Annotated in this window: 23 protein-coding genes; 9 read left to right on the top strand and 14 right to left on the bottom strand. The window is 67.8% G+C overall.

Going from position 1 to position 23,785, the window contains the following annotated elements; translation table 11 throughout:
- Window positions 1–81: 81 nt before the first annotated feature.
- Window positions 82–570 (bottom strand): MarR family winged helix-turn-helix transcriptional regulator, encoded by a 489-nt coding sequence (locus tag DID98_RS23445; protein ID WP_124486795.1) that lies wholly within the window; start codon window positions 568–570, stop codon window positions 82–84.
- A 175-nt stretch (window positions 571–745) separates the two neighbouring features.
- On the opposite strand from DID98_RS23445, the gene DID98_RS23440 reads away from it, so the two are divergent.
- Window positions 746–1,030 (top strand): multidrug ABC transporter ATPase, encoded by a 285-nt coding sequence (locus DID98_RS23440; protein ID WP_082088525.1) that lies wholly within the window; start codon window positions 746–748, stop codon window positions 1,028–1,030.
- A 273-nt stretch (window positions 1,031–1,303) separates the two neighbouring features.
- Window positions 1,304–2,851 (top strand): efflux transporter outer membrane subunit, encoded by a 1,548-nt coding sequence (locus tag DID98_RS23435; RefSeq protein WP_124571505.1) that lies wholly within the window; start codon window positions 1,304–1,306, stop codon window positions 2,849–2,851.
- 27 nt (window positions 2,852–2,878) lie between these two features.
- Here DID98_RS23435 and DID98_RS23430 read toward each other — a convergent pair whose 3' ends face one another.
- Genes DID98_RS23430 through gspG form a run of 8 tightly spaced genes read right to left on the bottom strand, consistent with a single transcriptional unit; the run spans window position 2,879 to window position 8,907 of the window.
- Entirely contained in the window at window positions 2,879–3,667 is a 789-nt protein-coding gene (locus tag DID98_RS23430) for a type II secretion system protein N (protein WP_044845203.1), read from the bottom strand.
- Between the two features lie 31 nt (window positions 3,668–3,698).
- Window positions 3,699–4,205: a type II secretion system protein GspM gene (gspM, locus tag DID98_RS23425; RefSeq protein ID WP_124486798.1), complete on the bottom strand. Its 507-nt coding sequence runs from the start codon at window positions 4,203–4,205 to the stop codon at window positions 3,699–3,701.
- Window positions 4,202–5,575, bottom strand: coding sequence for a type II secretion system protein GspL (gspL, locus tag DID98_RS23420; RefSeq protein ID WP_124486799.1), 1,374 nt, complete (start codon window positions 5,573–5,575; stop codon window positions 4,202–4,204). The genes gspM and gspL overlap by 4 nt, the downstream gene beginning before the upstream one ends.
- A gap of 24 nt (window positions 5,576–5,599) precedes the next feature.
- Window positions 5,600–6,712, bottom strand: a complete 1,113-nt coding sequence (gspK, locus tag DID98_RS23415) for a type II secretion system minor pseudopilin GspK (protein ID WP_124571504.1) — start codon at window positions 6,710–6,712, stop codon at window positions 5,600–5,602.
- Between the two features lie 2 nt (window positions 6,713–6,714).
- On the bottom strand, window positions 6,715–7,419 hold the full coding sequence (locus DID98_RS23410) for a type II secretion system protein J (RefSeq protein ID WP_124486801.1): 705 nt from the start codon (window positions 7,417–7,419) through the stop codon (window positions 6,715–6,717).
- Window positions 7,397–7,876: a type II secretion system minor pseudopilin GspI gene (gene gspI / locus DID98_RS23405; protein WP_409333448.1), complete on the bottom strand. Its 480-nt coding sequence runs from the start codon at window positions 7,874–7,876 to the stop codon at window positions 7,397–7,399. The genes DID98_RS23410 and gspI overlap by 23 nt, the downstream gene beginning before the upstream one ends.
- Before the next feature lie 2 nt (window positions 7,877–7,878).
- Entirely contained in the window at window positions 7,879–8,412 is a 534-nt protein-coding gene (locus DID98_RS23400; RefSeq protein ID WP_124520436.1) for a GspH/FimT family pseudopilin, read from the bottom strand.
- 42 nt (window positions 8,413–8,454) lie between these two features.
- Complete coding sequence (gene gspG, locus DID98_RS23395; RefSeq protein ID WP_027783126.1) at window positions 8,455–8,907, bottom strand: type II secretion system major pseudopilin GspG; 453 nt, start codon at window positions 8,905–8,907, stop codon at window positions 8,455–8,457.
- Window positions 8,908–9,084: 177 nt separating this feature from the next.
- Here gspG and DID98_RS23390 point away from each other — a divergent pair, with 177 nt between their 5' ends.
- Entirely contained in the window at window positions 9,085–9,495 is a 411-nt protein-coding gene (locus DID98_RS23390) for a hypothetical protein (RefSeq protein WP_044845208.1), read from the top strand.
- A gap of 30 nt (window positions 9,496–9,525) precedes the next feature.
- Here the strand turns inward: DID98_RS23390 and gspF are convergent, their stop codons facing one another.
- Genes gspF through gspD form a run of 3 tightly spaced genes read right to left on the bottom strand, consistent with a single transcriptional unit; the run spans window position 9,526 to window position 14,550 of the window.
- A complete protein-coding gene (gspF, locus tag DID98_RS23385) occupies window positions 9,526–10,743 on the bottom strand; it encodes a type II secretion system inner membrane protein GspF (protein WP_124571503.1) in 1,218 nt (405 codons plus the stop codon).
- A gap of 4 nt (window positions 10,744–10,747) precedes the next feature.
- Entirely contained in the window at window positions 10,748–12,247 is a 1,500-nt protein-coding gene (gspE, locus tag DID98_RS23380) for a type II secretion system ATPase GspE (protein WP_124486804.1), read from the bottom strand.
- The gene (gene gspD, locus DID98_RS23375; RefSeq protein ID WP_124571502.1) at window positions 12,244–14,550 is read right to left on the bottom strand and encodes a type II secretion system secretin GspD; all 2,307 of its coding nucleotides are present in this window, start codon (window positions 14,548–14,550) and stop codon (window positions 12,244–12,246) included. The genes gspE and gspD overlap by 4 nt, the downstream gene beginning before the upstream one ends.
- A gap of 368 nt (window positions 14,551–14,918) precedes the next feature.
- Here gspD and DID98_RS23370 point away from each other — a divergent pair, with 368 nt between their 5' ends.
- Window positions 14,919–15,368, top strand: a complete 450-nt coding sequence (locus DID98_RS23370; RefSeq protein ID WP_124571501.1) for a lytic transglycosylase domain-containing protein — start codon at window positions 14,919–14,921, stop codon at window positions 15,366–15,368.
- Window positions 15,369–15,540: 172 nt separating this feature from the next.
- Window positions 15,541–16,854: a GTP-binding protein gene (locus tag DID98_RS23365; RefSeq protein ID WP_124571500.1), complete on the top strand. Its 1,314-nt coding sequence runs from the start codon at window positions 15,541–15,543 to the stop codon at window positions 16,852–16,854.
- Window positions 16,855–16,988: 134 nt separating this feature from the next.
- On the opposite strand, the gene DID98_RS23360 is transcribed toward DID98_RS23365, so the two are convergent.
- Together DID98_RS23360 and DID98_RS23355 are read right to left on the bottom strand one after the other, a co-directional pair.
- Entirely contained in the window at window positions 16,989–17,267 is a 279-nt protein-coding gene (locus tag DID98_RS23360; protein ID WP_006401505.1) for an HU family DNA-binding protein, read from the bottom strand.
- Window positions 17,268–17,280: 13 nt separating this feature from the next.
- Window positions 17,281–17,643 (bottom strand): hypothetical protein, encoded by a 363-nt coding sequence (locus tag DID98_RS23355; protein ID WP_124486807.1) that lies wholly within the window; start codon window positions 17,641–17,643, stop codon window positions 17,281–17,283.
- A gap of 14 nt (window positions 17,644–17,657) precedes the next feature.
- Between DID98_RS23355 and mnmC the strand changes: the two genes are divergently transcribed.
- From mnmC to DID98_RS23325, 4 genes are all read left to right on the top strand, one after another.
- Window positions 17,658–19,619: a bifunctional tRNA (5-methylaminomethyl-2-thiouridine)(34)-methyltransferase MnmD/FAD-dependent 5-carboxymethylaminomethyl-2-thiouridine(34) oxidoreductase MnmC gene (gene mnmC / locus DID98_RS23350; RefSeq protein ID WP_124571499.1), complete on the top strand. Its 1,962-nt coding sequence runs from the start codon at window positions 17,658–17,660 to the stop codon at window positions 19,617–19,619.
- Window positions 19,620–20,294: 675 nt separating this feature from the next.
- The gene (locus tag DID98_RS23335; protein ID WP_044845215.1) at window positions 20,295–21,509 is read left to right on the top strand and encodes a cation:proton antiporter; all 1,215 of its coding nucleotides are present in this window, start codon (window positions 20,295–20,297) and stop codon (window positions 21,507–21,509) included.
- A gap of 14 nt (window positions 21,510–21,523) precedes the next feature.
- A complete protein-coding gene (locus DID98_RS23330) occupies window positions 21,524–22,639 on the top strand; it encodes a YbdK family carboxylate-amine ligase (protein WP_006490006.1) in 1,116 nt (371 codons plus the stop codon).
- A gap of 505 nt (window positions 22,640–23,144) precedes the next feature.
- On the top strand, window positions 23,145–23,783 hold the full coding sequence (locus DID98_RS23325; protein WP_044845216.1) for a MarR family winged helix-turn-helix transcriptional regulator: 639 nt from the start codon (window positions 23,145–23,147) through the stop codon (window positions 23,781–23,783).
- Window positions 23,784–23,785 lie beyond the last annotated feature (2 nt).

The following is a 23,785-nucleotide window of genomic DNA, read 5'->3' as shown; positions in this document are numbered from 1 at the left end:
AGATGGAGCACGTGCCTCGTCATCTTCTGCCCAGACAGAGAAATAAGCGAATACTTAATTTAGACATCGGGCCTCCCGCGCTCAGCAATCCGGTTCGTCGGGCTTCGGGCAGCCGGCGTCGCCGGGCCCGTTGGCGATGAACCGCTGCAGCAGGCCGGTGAGCAGCGCGAGTTCGTCGGCCGAGAAACCGGCGAGCTGCGCGTTCAACGCGGTCGCGATCAGCGACGGCAGCGCACGGGCCGCGTCGGCGCCGCGCTCGGTCAGCGTCAGCTCGATCACGCGGCGGTCCTGTTCGCTGCGCGAGCGCGCGACCAGGCCCTTGCGCTCGAGGCGGTCGAGCATCCGGGTCATCGAACCGCTGTCGTACGACATCTTGCGCGACAGCTCGAACGGCGTGCGCGCATAACCGCGCGACAGCAGCAGGATCACGCCGATCTGCTGCGCGGTGAGGTCGTACGGCTCGAGTGCGCGGTCCATTCGCTCGACGAGCGCCTGCCGGGCCTTGGTCAGGTAATAACCGAGGCTCGTTTCCAGTGCGATGGTGTCGGGATCGTAGAGGCCGCCGTTCATGCGAATTGCGCGCGCAGCAACAGTGCGTTTCAGGTCAAAACGCGCCCAGTATCTTGAAAAATGATTGCTTAGTCAATATTATTTCAGGCAACCAGTTACGACGTGCATGCCGCACTGCCGGAGACGATGTTCTGACCGCTCAGCCCGCGCTGCCGGGCACCCGAGGATGTTCGCAATGCTGTTCCTGAAAAATGCCGCCGGCGCGCTGCGCCGCAACCTGACCGATACCGCTCATCATGTGTTCTCCGGGCCGCACCGCGGCTGGAAGATCGCGCTGTACGTGACGATGCTGGTGGTGCCGGGCGGGTCGCTCGCGGCGCTCGGGTTTGCCTGGTTCGATCACCGCCGGCAGCGCAACGCGAAGGGCGCCGCCCGCCGCACGAGCCGGCCGGCGGCCACGGAGCCGTCGACATGGCGGTCCGCCGCCGATCCCGTCCCGGTGCCCGCGCGCTGCCACTGACACCGCCGGCTCCCGTCATCCCGACCGAATGCCGGCCGCACCCCGCGGCCCGGCTTCGTCTGCGCCGCATTCGTCGCCTGCCTCGAGCGCAAGCGATCCGTAATGACCGGTAAACCGGCCGGCCGCGCCGGTAACACATTCGTGCCGCCGCGCACCGTACCCTTAGGGCTGCGCGGCTTTCCCGCCGTCAGTTACCATTTGTCCGCCAGCGGCACGACGACCGCATCGCGCGACGCCGCTCGCCGGCCGCAGCATCCCGACAGGAAAACCACCATGCCGTACGCTCCCCTCCCGCGCGCCCTTCGCCCGCTGAGCGCCGCCGTCGCCGTCGCGACGGCCGTGCTGCTCGCCGGCTGCGCCGTCGGGCCCGACTATCACCGGCCCGACACGTCGATCCCCGCCGCCTTCAGGGAAGCGCCGGCCGGCTGGAAAGTCGCGCAGCCCGCCGACCGCGCCGACCGCGGTCCGTGGTGGAGCGTCTACAACGACCCGCAGCTCGACGCGCTGGTCGGCAAGCTCAACGCATCGAACCAGACCATCGCGCAATCGGCCGCCGCGTACCGGCAGGCCCGCGCGCTCGTCGCCGAAGCGCGTGCCGCGTACTTCCCGACCGTCGGGCTGACCGCCTCGGGCTCGCGCTCCCGGACGGGGCGTACGTCGTCTTCGTCGAGCTTCGGCAGCAGTTCGTCGATCAGCAACAGCTACAGCGTCGGCCTCGACGCGAGCTGGGAACCCGACCTGTGGGGCAAGGTGAGCCGCACCGTCAGCGCGCAGCGCGCCGGCGAAGCGGCCGCCGCGGCCGATCTCGCGAACGCGCGGCTCTCGCAGCAGGCGCTGCTCGCGCAGACCTACTTCCAGCTGCGCACGTCCGACGCGCTGCAGAAGCTGCTCGACGACACCGTGAAGTCGTACGGCGAATCGCTGAAGCTCACGCAGAACCAGTACGCGCAGGGCGTCGCCGCGCGCGCGGACGTGATCCAGGCGCAGACGCAGTTGCAGAGCGCGCAGGCCGCGTCGATCGACAACGGCGTCGCGCGCGCGCAGTACGAGCATGCGATCGCGACACTGATCGGCGAACCGGCATCGACGTTCTCGCTGGCGCCGAACCCGCTCGCGGCGGAGCCGCCGATCACGCCGGTCGACGTGCCGTCCGCGCTGCTCGAGCGCCGGCCCGACATCGCGGCGGCCGAGCGCCGCGCGGCGGCCGCGAACGAGCAGATCGGCGTCGCGATCGCCGCGTTCTTCCCGACGCTCACCCTGTCGGCCACCGGCGGCTTCCAGAGCTCGGTGTGGTCGCAACTGTTCACGCTGCCCGCGCGGTTCTGGACGGTCGGCCCGCAGCTCGCGGCGACGCTGTTCGACGCCGGCCTGCGCGCCGCGCAAACGGATGCCGCGCGCGCGACCTACGACCAGGACGTCGCCGCGTACCGCCTCGCGGTGCTCACCGCGTTCCAGGACGTCGAGGACAACCTCGCGTCGCAGCGCATCCTCGCTCAGGAAGTCGACGTGCAGCGGCAGGCCGTCGACAGCGCCCAGCATGCGCTCGCGATTGTCACGAACCAGTACAAGGCCGGCACGGTCGCCTACCTGAACGTGCTGACCGCGCAGACCACCGCGTTCACCGCGCAGCAGAAGCTCGCGACGATCGCAGGCCAGCGGATGGTGTCGTCGGTCGGGCTCGTGAAGGCGCTCGGCGGCGGCTGGGATGCGTCGGACATCGCACGCGAAACGGGCGACATGGCGGCGCCGGCGCCGGCATCCGGTGCGGCGGCGCCGGCCGCGACCGCACCGTCGGCCGCCGTGCCGCTCGCGCAGAAGTAAGACGGAAAGGAGAGGGTGGCGCGCGCGTCAGCGCGTCGCGTCGCCGAAGATCAGCGACACTTCGTTGTTGCCGATCGGATGGCCAAGCAGGTTCAGCAGCCCCGCGAGGTTCGCCTGCTGCTCGGGCGCCGCATGCGCGGTGCCGCGAAACGAACCCTGGCCGGGGCCGAAGCTGCCGTGTCCGTCGAGGAACAGCGGGCCCTGCGTCGTCGACAGGTCGAGATCGGCGCCCGAGCCCTTCGCCTGCAGCACTGCGCGATACGACCCGAGCGGCTTCACGCGCGACACGCGCGAACTCATCGAATCGATCGTCACCGTCAGCTGGCCGAACGCGCTGTTGCCGATCATCCGCCAGTCGGTCCAGCCGAGCCGCACGTCGCCCTGCAGGTCGAGCGTGTTGAACGGCGTGCCGAGCCCGGCAAGCAGCGACGCGGGCACGGCCATCGTGCCCGCCGACAGCACGGCGCCGCGCCACGTCGCGTCGAGCGTGACGGCGTCGGGCATCGCCTCGGTCTGCCGCATGCGCATCCGCACGCGCCCGGTCAGGAGCGGCCAGAAGCCCGTGGTCCATTCGACCCGCCCCGGCAGCAGCGTTGCCGCGCTCTGGTCCGCGCCCGGTGCGAGCATCAGCGTGCCCGACCCGTGCCACAGCGATCCGTCCGGATCGACGAGGTTCACGTGGCCGCCGCTCGCGCGCGCGAACTGCGGCGCGATCCACGCGGCCGGCGCGAGCGCGACGAGCGTCAGCGCCGTCGCGAACCCGCCCGCCACCACCCACGGCAATGCGGCGACGAGCCGCCTGATCCCTGGCCTCATCGGCCGACCGTCGCTGGTTTCATCCACTGCGTCATTTCTGCGTCGAGGGTTGCATCACGGCCGTCAGGTCGACCTGGCCGTCTTCCTTCAGTCCGGTCACGTGCGCTTCGCCGACCTGCACCTTGAACTGCCGGCGCGCGTCGTCGAGCCACTGCGTCCACACCGGAAACGAGGCGTTCTTCATCTGGATCTGCACACCGTTGCCGACGACCTGCACCTGCGCACCCTGCAGCCCGTGATCGGACAGCGACGCGGTGAGCGCGTCCTTCAGCGCAAGACCGGTCGGCGCGACGCCTTGCGCGGCGGCCGTCAACGACTTCGCCTCGTTGGCCTGCGCGGTCATCTGCGCGAGTTCCTGGCGCATCGTCGGCAGCTCGCGCCGGATCCGCGCGCGGCCTTCCTCCGCGGGCGACCACAGCACCGAATACGCGATCGCGACGGCCAGCACGGCGCCGCCCCAGCCGAGCAGCGTCCGCTCGCGCGGCGTGCGCTCGCCCCAGAACTGGGCCAGCGTCTGGGTCAGTTGTTCCGTCTTCATGAGCGGCTCCGGATCGTCCATTTGCCGGTGCTGCTGTCGACTTCGCCGGCCAGCCCGTTGCGCGCGAGACGCTGCGGGAAATCGGGGTCGACCTTGACCTCCGGCTTGAAGCCGACGTCGAGCCGCCGGTCGTGATAATCGAGCGACGCGATACCGTTCAGCGGCAGCGCGCCCATCGAACGCGACAGCCCGCTCGACAGCGCGAGGAAATCGTTCGGCGACAGCTCGCCCGCCGCGAGGCGCAGCTGGTCGAGCTGACGCTGCATCTGCGCGGGCGGATCGAGCACCGTCGTCGTTTTGGGGAAGGCAGACAGCAGCGTCTCGGTGATCTGCGCGGACAGCGCGTCGCGCTCGCGCGACAGCTTCCACCAGTGCAGGTTCATCCCGATCACCGCGACGCCGAGCGTGGCCGCGGCGAGTGCGATCGGCACGCGCAGGCGCTTCAGCGTCGCGCGGTCGAAGCGCCACGGCTGCGATTCGAATTCGAACTGGCACAGATCGAAGCGCTCGGTCAGCGCACGCCGCGCGAACGCATCGAACGGCAGCGGTTGCGCGCCCGGCAGCAGCGGGCCGTCGGCGCGTCCGACCGACGCGAGGCGCGGCTCCGCGCCCGGTTCGCCGAGTTCGTACAGTTCGACGTCGCCGCCGCCCGCGAGCGCGGCGAGCGTGCCGGCCGCGCGCGACGCAGGCGCCGCGAACCCTTCGCCGAGCGCGCCGCGCGCGACCGCGAACTCGAGACGCGGCGCACCGGCCGCGGCCGGCTGCGCGCCGGCTTCCACGAGCACCGGCTCGATCGCCGTCGTGAGGCCGAGCACCGCGGCGACCGCGGTCGGGCGCGCAGGCGGCTCGACCGCATCCGTGAGCGCGTCGGCTTGGGTGGCCTCACCGTCGGCATGCGCATCCGGTGCAGCTTCCGCCGCCGGCGCGCGCGGTGCGGGCAGGCAGCGCGTCGCGGGCACCGCGCTCAGGTGCCGGTGGCCGGCCGCGGTGAAGGCATCACAGATCGCGCGGAACCACGCGCGGTCGACGACGGCCAGCACGCGGCGGCCGTCGGGCAGCGCGACCGGATCGAGCGCGACATGGCAGCCGAGCGGATCCTGGATCAGCTGATCCTCGACGATGTTCGGCAGCGCCTGGCGCAGCTTCGGCCCCTTGAGCGGCGGCACGGTCGCGGCCAGCAGCAGCACGTCGCGCGCGGCGACGATCAGCACCGTCGCGTTCGCGCGCGGCAGCAGCGCGAGCGCGGCGCGGCCCGCGCGCTGCACCTGGCCGGCCTTGTCCACGAGCGTGAACGGCAGCTCGGGCCACTGCCATTCCTGCAACGGCACGGCCGGCTCGCGCGGCGGCAAAGAAACAATCAGCGTGCTCAAGAGCTCCTCTCCCGGATGGCGTCGTTATAGCTGGTCGCGGATGCGCACGACCCGCGTCGAGTGCGTGGTCGGATCACGATACACGAGCGAGGTGCGATCGACCTCCGCGCGATCGTGCTGAATCCGGCCATGCACGATGAAGTAACTCGAATTGACGTCGACGAGGCTCGAGTCGATCGTCACGTTCGGCGCGCCGGCACCGCGCAGCGCGAGCTGCACGTCGCCGACGTTGCGGAAAAACACGGTCTCGCGCCGCGCTACGAGCGCCTGCGCGGACGACACGCTCATCCCCGGCATCAGCGCCGCGATCACCTCGGCCGGCGCGGTGTTCATGTTCACCGGCGTCGTGGTCGGCAGCACGGTGACGAACGGGCGCAGCCGCGCGACCATTTCGGGCGTGACGCCGTCGACGTCGAGCAGGCTGTCGACGCCGGTCATCACGAGCGGCGCGGGCCCGCGGTCGCCGTCGGACATCCCCGGCTCGTCGGTGAAGTTGCCGGCCGTGTCGCCGCCGGGCACCGGCGCGGTCGCGGCCGTTCCGGCGCCGGGCAGCGTCGGCGTCTGGAAACGCGTCGCCGAGTGCATCAGGCCCGCGCGCATCTGCAGTGCGATGCGCTTCGCGAGCGCGCCGTCGTAGCCGAGGGTCGTCAACAGCCGCTGGAACGCCTTGAGCTGCATCGCGTTGAGCTGCAGCACGCCGGGCGCCGGCGACGACACGAGGTTGCGCAGGTTGTACTTCGCCTGCGCGTCCTCGATCGATCCGGAGATGTAGGTGTCTTCGCCGCCGTTGTCGTTCGGCGCGCCGATCCGGCCGAGGAAATCCGACAGCTTCGTCTTCGCGATCGGCACGGCCCAGATCCCGCCGAGATAGGTGATGCCGGGCGCCGTGTCGCCCTCGGAGCGCAGGATCATGCGCGTCCAGTCGAGCGCGCCGCGCGCGACCCACTGCGCCTGCGCGATCACGCGCTGGTTCTCGATGCGGCGAATCTGCACCTGCTGGCGCCACAGCATCCCCGACACGAGGATCGCCGACAGCGCGACGACGAGCAGCGCGGTGATGATCGCCGCGCCGCGCTCGCGGCGGGCGCGTGCGGCGCCACGAGCGGCGAACCGGGAACGGTGAGGGCGCGCGCGCATCGTCATTCCCCGACGAGGAAGATGCGCGTGACGGGCACGCGCAGCGAGGTCGCGCCGATGCTGACCTGCAGCCCCGTCACCGCGCGCGCCGGCGGCGCGTTGCCGATCTGCGGCACCTTCAGCGCGTCGTTGTTCTGCGCGAGCGCGTCGTTGGCCGTCTGCAGGTTGGTGGTCCAGCCGACGCGCGGCACGTACAGCTTCGCGTCGATCGCACCGACGCCGCCCATCAGCGCGACCCAGCTCCAGCCGTCGACGCTGCTGTCCTTCAGCACGTCGCGCAGGCGGTTCGCGTCGTCGAGCGGCGGCGATGCATAGCGCACGACGCGCCCGCCGGCGATCCGGTAGCGGACCACCTGCAGCCGCGGCGCGGCGCCCGGCACGTCGAGCTCGCGGACGATCTGCAGCGTGTTGCCGGCGACGCCGATCGCCGGCTGGCCGGCTTCGTCGTCGGTCGCGGCGAGCCGCGCGTCGATGCGCATCTGGTCGAACATCTGCGCGAACACGCGCTCGTCTTCCATCGCGGCCGCGACCTTGTCGCGGCCGCGCATGATCTGGTCGAGCCCGCGCCACGACAGGATCGCGACCACCGCGAGGATCGCGATCGCGATCATCAGTTCGATCAGCGTGAAGCCGCGCACGCGGCGCGAGCCGGCGGCGCGCAGCGGCCGGCGCGGCATCGGCGCGTCAGAGCGGACGGCTGGTTTCATTCGCGACCACCGTCACCATTTGCGCGAGCACGCCGGCGCGCCCCGGCATGCTCACCGACATCTGCACGCGCCGGAACACCGGGTTCGGCGTCGTGCTCACGCGCTGCGTGCAGACCAGCTGCAGGTTGCCCTGCGAACAGTCGAAGCTCTGTTCGCCGACCTCCGGCCACGCATGCGTGAGGCGCAGTTGCGCGAGCGCGTTGTCGGCACTCCAGCCGGCGAGCAGCCGGCGGTGGAGATCGGATGCATTGGTCGCCATCGTGCCGACCGCGCGGATCGACGCGGCGAGCGCGACCGCGATGATCGCGAGCGCGACCAGCACCTCGATCATCGTGAAGCCGCGCGCCCCGACGAGGCCGGCCGCAGGCCGGTCTCCGGAGGAAGTACGCCTGGGGTGCCCCGAAGGGAGTCCCCTTGGGGGGCGGGAAGCGGCCGGAAAGGGCAGGCGACGACGCATCGTCATTGCACCTCGTAGCGGCCGTTGCCGGTGCCGACGATCGTCGCGCTGCCGACCGCCGAATGCAGCGTCACGCGCACCGGCGTGTCGATGCTTTCCGTGCCGAACACGACGCGGCTCGCGCGCGTGTCCGAACCGGGATAGTCGATATCGGCGCCCGTGACGCCGCCGTCCCAGTCGCGCGGGCGCAGCACGTCGTCGCGCAGCGTGTGCCAGCCGTCGGGCGAGCTCACGTCGAAGCGGAAACCGTGCGCGGTCGGCTGCCACGCGACCGGGCGCGCGCGCACCTGTGCTTCGTCGCCGGCCGTCTCGAACAGCAGCGCGATGCGCTGCGCTTCCTCGCGCAGGTCGGTGCGCGGATTGCGCGTCAGCGACAGCGACGCGAGCGACACCAGCAGGCCCGCGATCACGAGCACGACCAGCATCTCGAGCAGCGTGAAGCCGCGTGCGCGTGCCACGGTCACGGCCGCGCCGCGCCGCACGCGGCCGTCGCGGCGAGCGCGAGCGGAGCGCAAGGGCGTGCGAGGGGCGGGCATGGAGTGAAGAACGGGGAGAACGTCGGGACGGTCAGCGCAGGCTTACTGCCACGAACCGATGTCGGAATCGTTGCTCTCGCCGCCTTCCTTGCCGTCGGCGCCGTAGCTGAACACGTCGATCTCGCCGTGCACGCCCGGGTTCAGGTACTTGTACCCGTTGCCCCACGGATCGTTCGGCAGGCGCTCGAGATAGCCGCCGTCCTTCCAGTTGTTCGGGATCGGATCGGTGGTCGGCTTCTGGATCAGCGCGTTCAGGCCCTGTTCCTGGGTCGGATAGCGGCCGTTGTCGAGCCGGTACAGCTTGAGCGCCTGCATGATCGTGCCGATGTCCTGCTTCGCGGCGATACGGCGCGCCTCGTCGGGACGGCTCATGATCTTCGGCACGATCAGTGCCGCCAGGATCCCGAGGATCGCGACCACCACCATGATCTCGATCAGCGTGAAACCGCGCTGACGGCGCACGGCCGCATTACGGCGAGTGATCCACGTTTGCATGACTGACTACCTCTTCCAAAAAATGTCGTCGATTAAGTGACGCACCCGGCGCATTCCGGACGTTTGCCTGACGGCCAGCTTCCGTTTCCCCCGGGCGCGGAGCACGCATTGTAAGGCGCGCACTGCCGAGGGCTTTCACCCAACGCAAATTTCATATACATCCGTACAATAGCGCGCATGAACGCGCTCTCGATCCGGATCCTCTCCCTAGCCCTCTTCGCGGGTTTGTGCGCGACGGCCACCTACTGGGTCGTCACGCTGTCGGCCCGCGAAGCGCCGCTGCCCGCCGCCGCCGCGCGGTTGCCGATCCGCACCGAGGACGCCGCCGCGCTCTTCGGCGGCCAGCTCGACAAGAATCCCGTGCAGGACATCCACCTGTTCGGCATTCTCGCGCTCGATCATGGCGGCGCCGCGATCGTCGGCATCGGCGGCGAGCCGCCGCGCGCCGTGTCGCTCGGCGCGGAGCTCGCGCCCGGCGCGAAGCTCGCCGAAGTGCGCAACCGCTCGATCATCGTCGACCGCAACGGCGCGCGCGCCGAAGTCCAGCTCCCCGCGAACACGCCGTCGCCCGCGATCTACATGCGTTGAACGGCGGTGGCCTGACCGGCGGTCAGGCCGTCACTGCACCATGTTGTTCAGCTCGATGATCGGCAGCATCACGGCCAGCACGATCACGAGCACGATCCCGCCCATCGCCAGGATCAAGAGCGGCTCGAGCAGGCTCGTCAGGAACATCGTGCGGCGTTCGAGCTCGCGTGCCTCACCTTCCGCCGCGCGATCCAGCATCGTCGTCACGTCGCCCGTCGCCTCGCCGGAGCGGATCAGGTGCACGAGCACCGGCGGAAACGTCTTCACGTTGTTCAGCGCGCGCGACAGCGCGGAGCCTTCGCGCACGCGCACGATCGCGTCGTCGATGTTCGCGCGCATCGCGCGGTTCGACAGCGTCTCGCCGGCCGCCTGCAGCGCGCGCAGGATCGGCACGCCGGCCGCGGTCAGGATGCCGAGCGTGCTCGCGAAGCGCACCGTGTTGTAGCCGCGCACGAGCTTGCCCGCGAGCGGCGCGGTCAGCACCCAGCGGTCGAACGCGAGCCTGGGCCCGTCGCGCGACAGCGTCGCCTTCACGACCCACACGACGAGCGAGGCCGCGATCAGGATCGCCCACCACCAGTGCCGCACGAAATCCGACAGCGCCATCATGACGACCGTGAGGATCGGCAACTGCTGCTTCGTGCTCGCGAACACGTTGACGACCTGCGGCACGACGTAGCTCAGCAGGAACGTGACGATGCCGAAAGCGATCAGCGTGACGATCCCCGGATACGTGAACGCGAGCAGGATCTTCTGCTTCAGCGCGTTGCTCTGTTCGATGTAGTCGGCCAGGCGCGACAGCACGATGCCGAGCTTGCCGGTGTGCTCGCCCGCCGCGACGAGCGCGCGATAGATTTCCGGGAAGTCGCGCGGATGCTGGCCCAGCGCATTCGCGAGCGAGTGGCCGCCGAGCACCTCCGCGCGGATCGAGGCCATCAGTTCGCGGATGTAGTCGCGCTCGGCCTGCTCGGTGAGCACGCCGAGCGCCTCGTCGAGCGGCAGCCCCGCGATCAGCAGGCTCGCGAGCTGGCGCGTGAGGATCGCCTGTTCGCGCTGCGACAGCTTGCGGCCGAACGCGAGGCGCTGCGAGCGCGCGCCGCGGCTCGCGCTGGCGGCCGGCTCGACCACCAGCGGCGTGAGCCCCTGCGTGCGCAGCTGGCCGCGCGCGGCGCGCGCGCTGTCGGCATCGATCACGCCCTTCTGCGCGCGCCCGGCCGAATCGATTGCTTCGAAACGGAATGCCGACATCGCGCTATGCGCCTCCCGTCACGCGCAGCACTTCCTCGAGCGACGTCGCACCGGCCGCGAGCCAACGCTCGGCGTCGTCGCGCAGCGTGCGCATCCCTTCCGCGCGGCCCGCGGCGAGAATCTCCGCATCGGCCGCGTTGCGGTGGATCAGCGTACGGATCGAATCGTCGACCACCAGCAGTTCGTATACGCCGCGCCGGCCCGTGTAGCCCGAATGCCCGCACTTGTCGCAGCCGACCGGATGCCACACGGTGCGGCCTTCCTCCTGCCGCTCTTCCTTGCAGACCGGGCACAGCTGCCGCACCAGGCGCTGCGCGAGCACGCCGAGCAGCGACGACGCGAGCAGATACGGCTCGACGCCCATGTCGGTCAGGCGCGTGACGGCGGACGCCGCATCGTTGGTGTGCAGCGTCGCGAGCACGAGGTGGCCCGTGAGCGACGCCTGCACCGCGATCTGCGCGGTTTCGAGGTCGCGGATTTCGCCGATCATGATCACGTCCGGATCCTGGCGCAGGATCGAACGCAGCGCGCGGGCGAAGGTCATCCCGATCCGCTCGTTCACCTGCGTCTGGCCGATGCCGGACAGGTCGTATTCGATCGGGTCCTCGACGGTCATGATGTTGGTCGTCGCCGTTTCGAGCCGCGACATCGACGCATACAGCGTCGTCGTCTTGCCCGAGCCCGTCGGGCCCGTGACGAGCACGATGCCGTGCGGTCGCGCGATCAGCTTGTCGAACTGGACGAGCGTGTCGCGGCCCATCCCGAGCGCTTCGAGGTTCAGGCGCTGCGCATCCTTTTCCAGCAGACGCAGCACCGCGCGCTCGCCGTGCCCGGTCGGCAGCGTCGACACCCGCACGTCGACCGGCCGGCCGCCGACGCGCAGCGTGATGCGGCCGTCCTGCGGCAGGCGTTTCTCGGCGATGTCGAGCTGCGCCATGATCTTGATCCGCGAGATCAGCGCGCCGTGCAGCGCCTTCTTCGGGCGCACGACGTCGCGCAGCGTGCCGTCGACGCGAAAGCGCACGACCGATGCATTCTCGAACGGCTCGATGTGGATGTCCGATGCCTGTTCGCGCGCCGCTTGCGTGAGCAGCGCGTTGATCATCCGGATGATCGGCGCATCGTCTTCCGATTCGAGCAGATCCTCGACTTCGGGGATGTCCTGCATCAGCCGCGACAGGTCGACTTCGCCTTCGACCTCGCCGACGATCTGCGCCGCGCTGCCGTCCTGGCGCGCGTAGGCCTGGTTGATCGCCTGCGCGAGCTCGTCGGCCGGCACGCGATGCACGGAGATCGAGCCGAAGTTGCGCGCGATTTCGGCGAGCGCCGCATCGTTCGTGCGTTCGCTGATCCACACCTCGAGCGTGTCGTCGAGCTGGTGCGCGATCAGCACCTGGCCGCTCTTCGCAAAGCCGTACGGCAACAGGCGCGCGGCGAGCGGCGACGGCGGCTGCCGTTCGCCCGGCGCGCCGTCGTGGGCGGAGGACGCGAGCACGTCGGTCACTGCGAGGCTCCCGACGGCACCGTCAGCGGCTGTTGCTGCATCTGCTGCTGCGGCACGGCTTGCGGCTGGACGGCCGGTTGCGCCTGCTGCGCCGGCTGCGGGCCCTGCTGCTGGCGGCGAATCTTCGTCAGGTCGAACAGGTTCAGTGCCGAGCCGCCTTCGCTCGGGCCGAGCGGCATCGGCGGAACGGTCGGATCGTCCTTGTCACGCATGACGTTGTTGTCAGACTTATACGAGCCCGTGACGCCCTGGATATAGTCGTAGCGGTTCGCCGACACCGCCTGCGCGGTCTGCCGGTCGGTGATGATCACCGGGCGCAGGAACACCATCAGGTTGGTCTTCTGTCGGTTCTTCGATTCCGAGCGGAACAGCTGGCCGATCCACGGGATGTCGCCCAGCAGCGGCACCTTGCTGTTCGACACGTTGTAGTTGTCCTGCATCAGGCCGCCGAGCACGATGATTTCGCCGTTGTCCGCCAGGATCGTCGACTGGATCGAGCGCTTGGTGAAGGTCGGGCCGGTCGTGGCGGTCAACGTGCTGGTGACGACCGCCGAATCCTCGGTGTAGAGCTGCAGCTTCAGGATGCCGCCGTCGGTGATCTGCGGCTTCACGTGCAGCGTGAGGCCGACATCGCGGCGATCGTAGGTATTGAATGCGTTGTTCGTGTTGCCGCTCGTCAGGTTCGAATACGACCCCGTCGGAATCGGCACGTTCTGGCCGACGACGATCTTCGCCTCTTCGTTGTCGAGCGTGATGAGGTTCGGCGTCGACAGCACGTTCGCGTCGCTCACGCCCGCGAAATAATTCAGCAGCGCGCCAAGGCCCTGCACGCCGAACATGTTGTGCAGCCAGCCGACGTTCAGGCCCGGCAGGAGCGTCTGCCCCAGCGCGCCAAGCCCCGCCGTACCACCGGCGGCAACCGCGCCCGACACCCCGAGGATGTTGCCGCTGGGCGTACCGGGGGCGCTGAAGTTCGTGCCGCCGAGAAACTGGCCCTGGGCGATCTGCCACTGGATGCCGAGGTTGCCGGACGTATTCGAGTTCAGCTCGACGATCAGCGCTTCGATATAGACCTGCGCACGCCGTGCGTCGAGCTGGTCGATCACCGAGCGCAGGTTGCGGTAAACGGGATCGGACGCGGTGATGATCAGCGAGTTGGTGGCCGCGTCGGCCTGGATCATCCCGCCCGGCTGGTTGTCGTCGCCGCTCTTGTCCTTGTCGCCGCCGAGCAGGCCGCCCGTGCCGAGACCGCCGCCGCTGGACGAACCACCGCCGTACGACGACGAAGACGAACCGCCCAGGCCGCCCGACGGCAGCGGCGGGGTGCCCGACGTGCCGGTCGAGAAGTTGCCGCTCGACGACGAGCCGCCGCTCTGGTTGAAGCTGTTCGCATCGTTGGACGACGCCGACGAGCCGCTGTCGCTGCTGCTCTTGCCAAGCATCCCGCGCAGCGTCTTCGCGAGCTTCACCGCATCGGCGTTGCGCAGCGGCACGACATGCATGTTGCCGGGCACCGCGCTCGGCGCGTCGAGCTGCTGCACGAGGCGCTTCGCGGCCGCGAGGCGCGACGCGCTGGACGCGCGCAGCATCAGCGAGTTGGTGCGCGGGTCGGCGGTGACCGACACCTTCAGCGTCGCGTCGCTGTTGCCGATCGCGCCCGGGTCGAGCATCTTCTGCAGCTGCGCGGCGAGGTCGATCGCGTTCGCATTGCGCAGCGGCACGACCTGGACCTGCGCGCCCGCGGCGCTGTCGACGCCCGAGATGATCTGCGCGATGCGGCGCACGTTGTCCGCGTAGTCGGTGACGACGATCGTATTGTTCGCCGGGTAGGCGGTGACCGTGTTGTTCGGCGAGATCAGCGGCCGCAGCACCGGCAGCAGGTTGTTCGCCGATTCGTTGCGCAGCTCGAACACCTGCGTGATGACCTGGTCACCGCGCGCCTGCGGCGCATTGCCGACATAGGTCGGCACGCCCTGCAGCTTCGCGTCGGCTTCCGGCACGACCTTCAGCACCCCGTGATCCTGCACGAGCGCGAAGCCCTGCATGCGCAGCGCCGACTGCAGCGTCTTCAGCGCCTGGTCTTCCGGCACCGGCCGTTCGGCCACGAGATTGAGCTGCCCCTTCACGCGGGGGTCGACGATGATGGTCTTGCCGGTTGCGGCACCGATCGCCTTGGCGACCTGGTCGATGTCCGCATTCACGAAATTGAGCGTGACCTGAGCGTAGGCGGCCTGCGAGACGATGATGCCGGCGACGATCAGGGTCGTCGCGATGCGCCGCATAACGAAGCGATTTCTTGTCATGGATGAATGGGTCGATGCCGGCTCAGGCCACTTCCGGCGGTAGTGCTGGGATCCAGGTCCGAAAGAGGCGACATTAGCAGCTTTTCATGTCCGGAATATCACATTGAGCCGAGGACTGTCTCACATACGACATGTATCCGGCGCACCGTATGCAATATGTAAGATTTCGGCGCCGCCCCGGCGTGCCGTTCATCGCCGTCGTTTTTGCGATGAATCGACACGAAAATGCGGTATAAACGGGCAGCCGTCGTTCGCATGCCGCCACGTGACGGACTCTCGGTATGATACGGGCGGCACGTTTCCAGTCGCACGAATAACGGACACGGGTTTTCCCGATCCTTGCGCCCATTTCTTTCGTTTTCCGCACCATGAACAGACGGTTCGCTTCGATCGCGTTGATCGCCGCCGGCGTGTGGTTCGCCTGCGGAAGCGCACGCGCGGATTGTTTCGACGAGGCCGCCCGCTACCAGAAGGTCAATCCGCTGATCCTGCGCGCGATCGCGTGGCAGGAGTCGCACAACCGGCCCGACGCGCTGAACAAGAATACGAACGGCTCGGTCGACTACGGCCTGATGCAGATCAATTCGATCCACCTGGCGGCGCTGTCGCGCTACGGCATCGGCCGCGACACGCTGATGCAGCCGTGCAAGAACGTCTACATCGCCGCGTGGCACCTGCGCCAGAAGATGAATCGCTACGGCAACACATGGCAGGCCGTCGGCGCCTATCATTCGGAAACGCCGTCGCTGCGCGACAAGTATGCGCGGCAGATCGCCGGGATCCTGACGCAGTGGAAGCTGATGCCGCCCGAGCAGTGACGCCGCGCCGCGGCGCTTGCCGACGCCGTGCCGCTCGGCCGGCGCGCGTTTGATGCACAATGCGGATCTCACGCCGCGGTTTCGACCGGCCCGGGCGACCGGCTCCGGGCCGATCGCGCCCCGTCAGGGCGCCGCGGCCGCTTTTCCCTTTTTTCCGTTGGTGCAAATCGTTATGAATCCGGCAATGAACCAGCCGTTGCCCGTCACCGTGCTGTCCGGTTTCCTCGGCGCCGGCAAGACCACGCTGCTCAATCACATCCTCGCGAACCGCGCAGGCCTGAAAGTCGCCGTGATCGTCAACGATCTCGCGGCGGTCAACATCGATGCGTCGCTCGTACGCGATGCGCAGGCGCTGTCGCATGTCGAGGAACGCCTGGTCGAGATGTCGAACGGCTGCATCTGCTGCACGCTGCGCGACGACCTGCTCGTCGAGATCCGCAATCTCGCGGCGGATGGCCGCTTCGACGCGATCGTGATCGAATCGACCGGCATCGCGGAGCCGATGCCGATCGCCGAAACCTTCACGTTCGTCGACGACGACGGCGCATCGCTGTCGAACGTCGCGCGGCTCGACACGCTCGTCACCGTGGTCGACGCCTACAATTTCCTGCGCGACTACGGTTCCGACGACGCGCTCGCGACGCGCGGCATCGCCGCATCGGACGAAGACGATCGCACGCTCGTCGAGCTGCTGATCGAGCAGATCGAGTTCTGCGACGTGCTCGTGATCAACAAGACCGACCTCGTCGGCGCGGAAGAACTCGCGCGTCTGCAGCACATCCTCGCGCGGCTCAACCCGCGCGCGCACCAGGTCGTGTCGACGTTCGGCAACGTGCCGCTCGAGGAAGTGCTGAACACCGGCCGCTTCGATTTCGACGAGGCCGCGAACGCGCCGGGATGGCTCGCGTCGCTCGATCACGATCACACGCATTGCGACGATCCCGAGTGCCACGATCCGCATCATGCGCACGTGCATGGCGAAGCCGACGAATTCGGCATCGGCAATTTTGTTTACCGCGCGCGCCGGCCGTTTCATCCGGCACGGCTCTGGGCGCTGCTGCATCAGGAGTGGCCGGGCGTGCTGCGCAGCAAGGGCTTCTTCTGGCTCGCGACGCGCAACGACATCGCGGGCTCGCTGTCGCAGGCGGGCGGCGTATGCCGGCATGGCCCGGCGGGCCTCTGGTGGGCCGCGCAGGATCGCGCGGAATGGCCGGACGACGACGAGTTGCTCGCCGAAATTCGCACGGAGTGGCAGGGCGACCTCGATGATCGCTCGGTCGGCGATCGCCGCCAGGAACTGGTGCTGATCGGTATCGGGCTCGATGCCGACGCATGGCGCGCAAAACTCGACGCATGCCTGCTCACCGACGCGGAATTCGCGCTCGGTGCGGCGCAATGGAGCGCGTTCGACGATCCGTTCCCGGTGTGGGATGTCGATGCGCACGACGACGACGATCCCGGCGACACGCAGATCGTGCACGCGTAATACGCGGTAAAAACAGCCTGCGAAAGGCAACCGTTAAATCTTGCAAGAGTGGCGCGAACTGTGGCGAAAATGCCGCGCGCGCCCAACAAAAAACCCGCCGAACGGCGGGTTTTTTTCCTGGAACAGGCGCTGGATTAACGCTTGTTGACGGCGTCCTTGAACGCCTTGCCAGCCGTGAACTTGACCGTCTTGGCTGCCGGGATCTTGATGGTTTCGCCGGTCTTCGGGTTGCGGCCCGTACGTGCTGCGCGCTTGCCCGAACCGAAGCTGCCGAAGCCGATCAGCTGAACCGCATCACCCTTCGACACGGCCTTCTTGATGACTTCGAGCAGCGTGTCCAGCGTTTCGCCGGTTTGAGCCTTGCTGGCGCCCGTTTGGGCGGCGACGGCGTCGATCAGTTCCTGTTTGTTCATTAAGGTTCCTTTTTCAGGTTAGGTTTGACACGAACAGCGCGAACGCGCCGATTATACGTGCGCGAACCGTGCCGTCGAGAGTCAGACTTCGACGGCACAGCGCCGAATCCTGGCCCGCGCGACGTGCCGTCCGGTTTGCCGGAAGGCCACCCCGCGGTACGGCGTTGCTATGATAGCGCAGCGCAAACCCAATAACGACAAGGGTTTCAAAGATTTTCATCGGTATTTCGCCGAATGAATCGTCGATTGCCCGTTTTTTGACCTGCGCCAACCGGACGGGATACGCAGCCGGGTCCGCCGCCGCGCAACGCCGTTGGTTTTTGCCAACGACCCGCCGGACGCCTCCGCGCAATCCCTTGCCAGGCTTGGCTGCCACGTTTTTTGTTTCGCATGCCCGACCGACTCGTTCCCGCCACGCTCGCGTTCCGCGACGACGGCACCCTCATCTCGCCCGCGTACGGCGACATCTATCACAACGTCGCGGGCGCGCTCGCGCAGGCGAACTACGTGTTCATCGCGGGCAACGCGCTGCCCGGGCGCTGGCAAGGCCGGCGCACGTTCACGATCGTCGAGACGGGGTTCGGCGCGGGCGTCAACTTCCTCGCGACCTGGGCCGCCTGGCGCGACGATCCCGCGCGCTGCGAACGGCTGCATTTCGTGTCGTTCGAGAAGCATCCCTTTTCGCGCGATGACCTGCGCCGGGCACTGTCCCATATGGTTGCGAATACAACGATATCGACGGAAGCAGAAATGCTCGCCGATGCGTGGCCGATGCTCGTTCCCGGTTTTCATCGCCTCGAATTCGACGCTGGCCGGGTCGTGCTCACGCTCGCGCTGGGCGACGCGTGCGAGATGCTGCCGAAACTGGTCGCCCGCGCCGATGCGTTCTATCTGGACGGTTTCGCGCCCGCGAAAAACCCGGATCTCTGGTCGGCCGACGTGTTCCGCGCGCTCGCACGTATCGCCGCCGAGAAGGCGACCTTTGCGACTTATTCGAGCGCGGGCGTGGTGAAACAAGCGCTCCTCGAAGCGGGTTTCACGTATCGCAAGATGGCCGGGCTGGCCGGCAAGTTCGCGATGCTCGCGGGCGAATACGCACCGCGCTGGCGGATGCGCCGGCACGAACCGCCGCGCGCGTTGCCGGTTGCCGCGCGCGACGCGATCGTGATCGGCGCGGGGCTGGCCGGCTGCGCGGTCGTCGAACGGCTCGCCGCGCGCGGCTGGAACGTCACGCTGATCGAGCGGCACGCGCGGATCGCGAGCGACGCATCGGGCAATCCGGCCGGCGTATTCCATCCACTGATGACGCGCGACGACAACGTCGCGAGCCGCCTCACGCGCAGCGGTTTCCTGCATGCACTGACGCGCTGGCGCGCGCTCGAGCATGCGGGCCATGCGTTCGCGCGCAGCACGCGCGGAATGATCCATCTCGCGGAATCGGCCGACGATTTCGTGCGGATGCGCGATGCGTTCGACGCGCTCGGCGCACCGTCCGACTACGTGTCGCTGCTCGACACGGACGCCGCGCGCGCGCATCTGAACCTGCCGGTCGCACATGGCGGCCTGCTGTTTCCGCACGGCGGCGCCGTCTGGCCGGCCGGGGTCTGCGCCGCACAAGTCGCGGCGGCCGGTGAACGCGTGACACTGCTCGCCGGCACCGAAGTCGCGCGACTCGAGCGCGATGGCGACACGTGGCGCGCCGTCGACGCGGCAGGCGCGACGCTCGCCGAGGCGCCGGTCGTCGTGCTCGCGAACGCCGGCGACGCCGTGCGTCTCGCGGGACTGCGGCACGTCGCGCTGCAGCCGGTGCGCGGCCAGCTCACGCTGCTGCCGCCCGGCAGCACGGCACCGCTGCCGTGCCCCGCGATCGGCGACGGCTATGCGGTACCGCTCGACGACGGCACGCTGCTGATCGGCGCGACGTTCGAACCCGACGACCTCGATCCGGCGATGCGCGGCGCCGGGCATATCGAAAATATCGAGCGCGTCCGGCATCTGCTGCCCGGCCTGATCGGCGAGTTGCCGGACGTCGATACGCTGCGCGGGCGCGTCGCGTTTCGCTGGGTCGTCGCCGACCGCGTGCCGGTGATCGGCCCGCTCGCCGACGAAGCGCAGGCCGTCGCGAACGCACGCGCGCTGAGCGGTGCGAGGGCGCGCGACCTGCCGCGCACCGCGGGCCTGTACGGCGCATTCGGCTACGGTTCCCGCGGCCTCGTGTGGGCCGCGCTCGGCGCCGAACTGATCGCGTCGCAACTGGAAGGCGAGCCGCTGCCGCTCGAGCGCGAACTCGCCGATGCCGTCGACCCGGCCCGGTTCCTGATCCGCGCGCTGCGCGGCCGCCAGATCGGCTGATCTCGTCAGCCGAATCCTCACAGTCCTTCGATTTTTTCGCGCAAGGTTATCCACGCGACGCTGTGGATAACCGCGCGAAATCCGCACGCACTTCGTGTGCAATCACAGTGGACGTAAACTGGGCAACTCGGCACAGCTGTGAAACGGCCCGAAAGTTGCCCAACTCAAACCTCTGTGAGCAAACAGCCTGTGCAACGACTTATGGCCGCGCCAACGCCTTGATCTTGTTGCGTAAACCGAAGTTATCCACAGAACTGTGAGCGCCTTGTTAACTTCTACTACGTATATATACAAGTAAACCATTGAAACCAAAGACCTGTGGCGCCTCACAGCGCCGCGAGTCGATTCAATCGGTTCCGGAGCGAAAAAGCTGTGGCACAATCGGTTTCCTTCGCGTTCGTTCGGCCAAGCGCCGGACATGCTTCAATGGAACGGTCGGCTCGATTTCGAATCTGAATCATCGAGACTGCGCAGTCCGTTCACACACCAGGCCGACAATCCAGATCGGCAGCCTGAACGACAGTTCCGCCGGATGGCGGAAAGAGGCGGATCCCATGTCCCGCCGTCGTCGACCACAACATTCACACTCGGGGCGATACCCAGCCGGCGCGCATCTCATTTCTGACGCTTGACCCCGCGCCGCTGGCGATTGCTTCCAAAGGAGAAGTCACCACGATGAAGTCGGCGTTCTCATTCCTGCCCAATTGGCCGCTCGCGCCGGATGCCGTGTTCTGGGCCGGGCTCGCGTTGTTCGCGGCCGGTCTGTGTGGCGAGCTGTGCTATCGCGCATGGCGGCTGCCGCGCATCACCGGGTATGCGGTGATCGGTCTCATCGCCGGTTCGTTCGGATTCGGCGTGATCGACGCGAGCACCGACGAAACCTCGCGGCTGCTGATCGACGTCGCGCTCGGCCTGCTGCTGTTCGAGCTCGGCAGCCGCCTCGACCTGAAATGGATCCGCCGCAATCCGTGGCTCATTGCGTCGAGCCTGGCCGAGGCGACGCTGACGTTCGTGCTCGTGCTGTTCGTGATGCTCGCGCTCGGCGTGTCGGGCATGGTCGCGCTCGTGTTGTCGGCGATCGCAATCGCGACGTCGCCGTCGATGGTGATCCAGCTCAAGACCGAGCTGCGCGCGGAAGGGCAGGTGTCGCAGCGCCTCATCACGCTGACCGCGCTGAACAGCGTGTACGCGATCGTGCTGACCAAGCTCGTCACGAGCTGGCTCCACCAGGAAGCGTACGGGAACGTTTTCGCGACGATCCTGCAACCCGCCTACCTGATCGCCGGTTCGTTCATCGTCGCGTACCTGGTCGCGCGGGCGTGCAATTACCTGTTCCGTCACATGACCGCGACGATGCGCGACGAGCATTCGTTCGTCGCGCTGTTCGGGCTCGTGATGCTCGCGATCGCGGTCGCGCAGGCGCTGAAGCTGTCGACACTGCTCACGCTGCTGCTCGCCGGCATCATCGTGAAGAACCTCGAAGCGCGGCCGCAGCTGTGGCCCGAGCATTTCGGCACGGCCGGCTGGCTGCTGACGGTGATCCTGTTCGTGCTGACGCTCACGTCGTTCACGTGGGGCGACATCGCGCTCGGCGGCCTGCTCGCGATCGCGCTGATCGTCACGCGGCTCGCCGCCAAGCTCGCCGGCGTCGTCGCGTTCGCGAAGCCGAGCGGGCTCGGGATGAAGCAGGGCGTCGCGCTCGGCATCGCGCTGACACCGATGTCCGCGCTGTCGTACCTGCTCGTCGACGACACCTACCAGCTCTATCCGAATTTCGACCCGCACCTGCGCGCGATCGTGATGTGCACGATCGTGATCCTGCAGCTCGTCAGCCCGTTCGTCGTCTACCGCTGCCTGTCGGCGGTCAGCGAACGCAGCGACAGAAACTGATTCCGGAACCTGCCATGGCACTCGAAACCTTCGTCAATTCCGAACCGTTCACGTTCGGCGTCGAACTGGAGATCCAGGTCGTCAACACGCACAACTACGACCTCACCAAGGCTGCATCCGACCTGATGCGCCTGATCCAGGGCGAGACCTTCCCCGGCAACATCACGCCTGAAATCACCGAGAGCATGATCGAGCTGTCGACCGGCATCTGCCATTCGCACGAGCAGGCGGTCTCCGAGCTGCACGCGATCCGCGACGTGCTGGTGAAGGCGGCCGACCAGCTCAACGTCGGGCTCGCCGGCGGCGGCACGCACGCGTTCCAGCAATGGAGCGACCGACAGATCTACGACGCGCCGCGCTTCCAGTACATCTCCGAGCTGTACGGCTATCTCGCGAAGCAGTTCACCGTGTTCGGCCAGCACGTGCACATCGGCTGTCCCGATCCGGACAGCGCGCTGTTCCTGCTGCACTCGATGTCGCGCTTCATTCCGCACTTCATCGCGCTGTCCGCGTCGTCGCCGTTCGTGCAGAACGTCGACACCGGCTTCCATTCGGCGCGCCTGAATTCGGTGTTCGCGTTCCCGCTGTCGGGCCGCGCGCCGTTCGTGCTGACCTGGGACAGCTTCGAGGAGTACTTCACGAAGATGGTCAACACGGGCGTCGTCAACTCGATGAAGGACTTTTACTGGGACATCCGGCCGAAGCCCGGCTACGGGACGATCGAGGTGCGCGTGATGGACACGCCGCTGTCGGTCGACCGCGCGGCCGCGATCGCGTGCTACATCCAGACGCTCGCGCGTTACCTGCTGACCGACCGGCCGCTGAAGCTGTCGGAGGACGACTATCTCGTCTACACATTCAACCGTTTCGAAGCCTGCCGCTTCGGGCTCGAGGGCACCTGCGTCAATCCTCAGACAGGTGAGCGTCGCACGATCGCGGAAGACATCCTCGACACGCTCGACCGGATCGCGCCGCATGCGGCCGCGCTCGGCTCGCGCGCGGCACTCGACGAGATCGGTGCGCTCGCGAAGGCGCGCGTGAATGACGCATCGTGGTTGAGAACCGTTTTCAAACAGGAAAAATCGCTGAACGAGACGGTCCGCCAGCAGTGCCTGCGCTGGCGTGAATGAAAAAATGTTTTGCAGATTACAGGCTCGACCGCGCGGCGATTCGCTGAATGCCGGTCGACGCCGATTCGGGCGTTCCGCGTCGCCAGTCCTCCTGAAAATCTGTGGATAACTGGATATTCCGCTGCAAAGTCAACGCACTGCGGTATGGATAACCCGGTGGATCGCCACCAGCCGCACGATGGCCGATTCGAACAGGAAAATGTTTGCGCGTTGCGCCGTGAGGCCGGCAGGGATTGCCGGCACAACGAAAAAATCCGGTTATCCAGCGATTTTCCACAGAATGAAGGGGATAACTTAGCTGTGCGATTTTCCGCTCTCGCTTAGAATGTCGGCTTTGCGGACACCGGAATGACCTGTGTCTCACCGGTCGCCGCGAACGCGACCGCCGCGTGTGCCTCGCGACGGCCGTGTCGACGCTCCTCGATGAGCGTCTGTTTTGAGATAGACATTCGATCTCCACACTACGGCTGCTCGGCAATCCGGGCGGCGGCAAAGCGAAAAGACTATGAGCGAAGGCGTTTACGGGAATCAGGCTTCGGGACGTGTGACCCACAGCTTGCTGCGGTTGAGTACGGCCATGCGAAGCCAGGCATGGGATTGGGCGGAAGGCGCGGGCCTCACGCCGACGCAGGGCGAGATCCTCGTGCTGCTGCTGCAACGCAAGGGCCCGATGCGGCTCGGCGAGATCGCGCGCGAGACGCAGCTCACGGCTGCGACCACCAGCGATGCGGTCAGCACGCTCGAGACGAAGGGGCTCGTCGAGAAGCGCCGCGCGCTGGACGACGGCCGCGCGCTTGCCGTGCGCCTGTCGGCCCGCGGCCGTACCGCGGCGAAGAAGGCGCTGCAATGGCCGGAATTCCTGACGAAGGCGGTCGGCAAGCTCGGCGCGGACGAGCAGGGCGCGCTGTACCGCGCGCTGCTGAAGACGCTGCGCGAACTGCAGGTGGCCGGCGCGACGCCGCCGCAGCGCATGTGCCTGACGTGCACGCATTTCCAGCCGGGCAAGCAGTCGAAGAAGACCGTGCATCACTGCGCGGCGCTCGACCTGTCGATGGCCGACAGCGATCTGCGTCTCGACTGTTCGGTGCACGAAGAAGCCGACGCGGCAACGCAAAAGAAGACCTGGAAGGTGTTCGCCGGCTGACG

Source organism: Burkholderia sp. Bp8984 (assembly GCF_003853755.1).
In the GTDB taxonomy this organism is placed as follows: domain Bacteria; phylum Pseudomonadota; class Gammaproteobacteria; order Burkholderiales; family Burkholderiaceae; genus Burkholderia.
This window is presented reverse-complemented; position numbering and strand designations above follow the sequence as displayed.